Origin of the sequence: Mycobacterium sp. (assembly GCF_050701515.1) — a bacterium.
Lineage (GTDB): Bacteria > Actinomycetota > Actinomycetes > Mycobacteriales > Mycobacteriaceae > Mycobacterium.
Genome location: NZ_JBOGDB010000176.1, coordinates 1 through 4,239, shown reverse-complemented (window position 1 = coordinate 4,239; position 4,239 = coordinate 1). Strand labels below are relative to the sequence as shown.

At 66.4% G+C, this 4,239-nt stretch carries 2 protein-coding genes and 1 pseudogene; all 3 read left to right on the top strand.

Annotated features, from left to right (window positions below):
• Nucleotides 1-864, top strand: a pseudogene (locus tag ACRDU5_RS14780) (ATP-binding protein); the annotation flags it as partial.
• An 89-nt stretch (nt 865-953) separates the two neighbouring features.
• Entirely contained in the window at nt 954-2,648 is a 1,695-nt protein-coding gene (locus tag ACRDU5_RS14775; protein WP_526615340.1) for a vWA domain-containing protein, read from the top strand.
• On the top strand, nt 2,645-4,090 hold the full coding sequence (locus ACRDU5_RS14770; protein ID WP_526615339.1) for a hypothetical protein: 1,446 nt from the start codon (nt 2,645-2,647) through the stop codon (nt 4,088-4,090). The genes ACRDU5_RS14775 and ACRDU5_RS14770 overlap by 4 nt, the downstream gene beginning before the upstream one ends.
• Nucleotides 4,091-4,239: the final 149 nt, after the last annotated feature.

Here is a 4,239-nt window from a genome sequence, read left to right as displayed (position 1 = left end):
CTGCTGTTACGACCGGAATATGTTGGCGGGCACCATCACTGGGCGCAAGGAGCCATCGGCTGGTGTGTGCTACCGCTGGTGCTCGGCCTGTCCACCCGGACGGGTGCGGCCATCCTGGTGGCCTACTGGGTGGTCGGGGCGCTGGCGATGATCACCCGCGTGCCGACGGCGGAAGCGCTGGTGAACATCGGCCTGGGCACCGCCAGCATCCTGGGTGTGCAGTTGTTTGCGCTGATGTTCAACGGGCTGATGCGCGACGCCGCCGGCGACGTGCAGGCCGAAACCCAGACGCGCCGGCGGCTCGTGCTGGAGGACATCGTGGCGCAGGCGCTGCGCGCCGAGTACCAGCGCCGCTACGCGAAGCTGGTCGACAACATCGTGCCGCTGCTGGAGAAATTGGGCGGCGAGGGTGCGGTGGACGACGGCCTGCGCCGTCGCGCCCGAGCCGAATCTCGCCGCCTGCGTGGCTTGTTCGATCAGGCGACGACGTTCGAAAACCCGCTCATGCAGCAGGTGCGTCCGCTGATCGACGCCGCGGAGGCGCGGCAGGTTGACGTGGTGGTCGACGTCGCCGGTGAGCTACCAGATCTCACGGGCGTCGACATCTCCAGCCTGGTCGAGCCGCTCGCGCTGATCCTTCCGGAGGCGACGACGTCGGTGCGGCTCGTCGTCGCCGCGATGCCCGATGGGATCAGCGTCAGCGTGGTCTGCCCCCGATCGCCAAGCCTCGCAGAGCTTTCCGCCCGGCTGCCCGGAGACGGAATCGAAGTCATCACCTCCGATGATTCGGTCTGGTTCCTCATCCGACGGCCGGTGCATCGGCCGAAGGCACGGCAGGACGCCGGGGCGGCCTCGTTTGCCTGAACGGATCGTTGTCGGTCGTTTGAACGACACCGGGCCAGCCCGAACGCTGGATAGGATCGACGCACTCCGAGTTGCTGTGGGGAGGCGAAGTGGCGCCCATCAAACGCGTGGTTTCGGCACTGGCCGTCGCCTGTGTGCTGCTGGCGGGGTGCGGGACGGACGGGTCGTCCGGCGGTGCGGGATCGTCCGATCGGGTATCGGTGCCAACGGTGTTGATCCTGGACGCGTCGGGATCGATGAACGAAGCCGACGCGCCGGGGCCGCGGATCGACGCGGCGAAGGCGGCCGGACAAGCGTTCGTCGACGCGATGCCCGACGACTCGAGGATGGCGCTGATGACCTACGGCACCGGCACCGGCTCGACGGCGGCGGAGAAGGACGCCGGCTGCCAGGACGTGAAGACGCTGATCCCGCTGGGCCCGATGGATCGCGACAGGATGGGGTCCGAGATCTCGGCGCTGCGGGCGTCGGGGTATACGCCGATCAGCTTGGCCCTGCAGCGGGCGGTGTCCCTGTTGCCGACCGACGGGGCGCCGCAAGCCATCGTGTTGGTGTCCGACGGTGAGGACACCTGTGGTGCCCCGCCGTGCGATGCGGCCGCGGCGGCCAAGAAGTCGCATCCGGGACTGACAATCTCGACGGTGGGATTCAAGACCGACGGACCGGCAAGCGCAGAGCTGAACTGCATCGCGTCGGTCACCGGCGGAATGTTCGTGCAGGCGGCCAACGCGAATCAACTGGCGGCGCGGCTGACCGCCGTCCAGGACGTCACGAAGGCGAAGAAGTCGTTGACGTCCACCGGGATCCAGGACATCTCACTCGGACAGTCATGGAACGACATCCGTTCCCTGCACCCCGACTTCCCGGACGTATCGGAGACGGGGACGGTGACGGTGGTCTACGTGGACTGCGACTTCACCTTCGTCGACGGTGTGCTGGATTCCATTGCCCCGCACGGCGGGGGCTCGACCATCGATGGCGTCAAGCCCGGCAGTTCTATTGGCGATGCCACCGAGCTGTACGGCAAGCCGGTCAAGACCGAGACGAACAGCGACGGCAGCCACAACGTCATCTACAGCGCCAGCGCCGACGAGAACTCCGTCAACGGCTACCGGATCCTGGTCGACCGGTACGCCACCCACGACGACGGGACGATCTCCGGCCTGGTGAAGACGATCGTGCTGTGCCGCTGCAAGCCGACGTCGTCCGCGGCGGGAACGGGAGCCGGGTCTAGCGCCGAACCGGAGATCGTCGTGCTGAAACCCGTTGATGCTGAAGGCGATCCGCACGAGGGGTGGACCACGGATGACAGCCGCCGCAATGACACGATCGAATGTTCGTACGGCACACCGTCGCCCTACGACGTGACCGATGGTGTTCGCTTCTGTGGCGCGACGGCCGACTCCGGCGATGCCTGCTGGCCGACCAGTGGTGCTTACATCCTGTGCCTACAGGACCCATTCTCGAATGTCCTGCACCTGGTCGGCGCGGAGGGGTTGAGCACGCCGCGCGAGCCGCTGGAAGACGAGCCGATTCCGTTCGGGCTGGTACTCGACGACGGCACCACGTGCCGGGCGCGCATCGGCGGTTCGTGGCCGGTCCCCGACGAGCGACCGGATTTGGTGGGTTGGTACGGGTGCGACGGCGCGCGGTGGAACGCCATCTGGGGTGGCGAATCGGCCTTCGAAAAGGGGCCGGACGGCTGGACCGTGATCGTCGGTCCGTCCGACGGTCATCTCACGGAACACAAGGTGGTCAAGGCGATGTACGTCGGTGTGGCATGAGCGATCCCAACTCCCCGCGCGACAACCAGCCTAAGATCTTCCGGGCATCACCCGACTCCGGGGTGCCGCAGCCGCCACCGGCGGATTCGTCGCGGACGCGGCGATTGCTCGACGAGTCATCGCAGCGCTTCGGCGCCGGCACCACGTATGGCGGTTCCGGCCGACAGCAGCGGCCGCCAGCTCCGCCACCCGCCGCCCACGTGACACCCCCGCGTCCGGCGCCGCAGCCAGCTCCTCGTCCGGCGCCGCCACCACCCCGGCCTCCGGCGCCGGCACCGCGTGTGCCGCAAGGTGCGGCGGCCCCGGCCCACGTGACACCGGGGGACATGCTCTTCGACTTCAAGCCGCATTACGCGCTGTGGATTCTGACTGGCCTGTGGGTGGTTCTAGCGCTGCTGTTCCTGCCGGGTATCAGTTTCTGGCTGACGGCCGTCGGCTGCGCTGCCGCCGCCTGGTACACGCGGACCAATCACATCGGCTGGCCCGCCGACATTCAAGAGTTCCTGGTGCGACGGCGGCTGGCGGCGCCGACACAGCATGCTCGCGCTGCCGAGGTCGGCGACGCAGAGCCGGTGGTCCCGTTGCGTGCCATGAGCATTCCGGAACTGTTCGGCGGCGCGGTCAAGGTCGTTCTGAAGAACTGGCCGACGCTGCTGGGCATCCCATTGGTGATTCTTGTGGGCTTCGTGCTCGCCTTCGGGGCCATCCTTTTCGTGATGTACCAGATCTTGTTCCACGCGTCGTCGGCGATGTCGGGCGGTGTGTTCATGGCGACGACCACGGGTGGGACGGCCACCATGATCGCGATGTTGCTGGTGTTCATCGCGATGTCGTGCGTTATTGCGCTGCCGGCCGATGCGCTGCTGATCGTTCTGACGGTGATCGCCACCGATAAGGCGGTGCGCGGCGAACCGGTGCGCTTCGGTGAGGTGTTGCGCCTGGCGAAGAAGCGCATCTTCGCGGTCTGCCGATTGACCTTGACGTTCTACGCGATCTTCTGCGTTCCGCAGTTCCTGCTCACCGGGCTTACGTCGCTGCTCGCGGGCGCCACGAGCCCCGCCTTTTACCTGGTGACGCTGGCGACTTTTGTGTTCTTCTTCGTGCTCGGAATCCTGTGGAGCATGTCGCCGATCGTCCTGGTAATCGAGGAGCGTGGAGTCGTCGACTCCCTCAAGCGTTCGATGCAGCTGTGCAAACCGTTGTGGGGCCGGCTGCTGGCGATTCACCTTTTCTGGGCGGTGTGTGCCGTGCCACTGCTGGTGATCGGCCTCGTGATCATGTTCAACCCGGTGCTGTATGCGATCGCCATCGCATTCCTGATCGCATACTTCCGCACACTGCAGATGCTCATCTACACGGATCTGCGGATGCGCCAGGAGAACTACGACCGTGAGCTGCTGGCGGATTGGACCCGAAACATGGGCCGCGAAGGGGCGCTGTGACGATGACGCGACGGACGCAGCGCATCAGCAGTTCCACCCAGACCACCCAGACAAAGAGGAGCCAGGGTGTTTCGTACCGTTCCTGATTAGTGAGCAGGAGTGAGCAGACCCGCGCGATCGCGGCCGACCTCGGCACAGCAGCGAGTGCG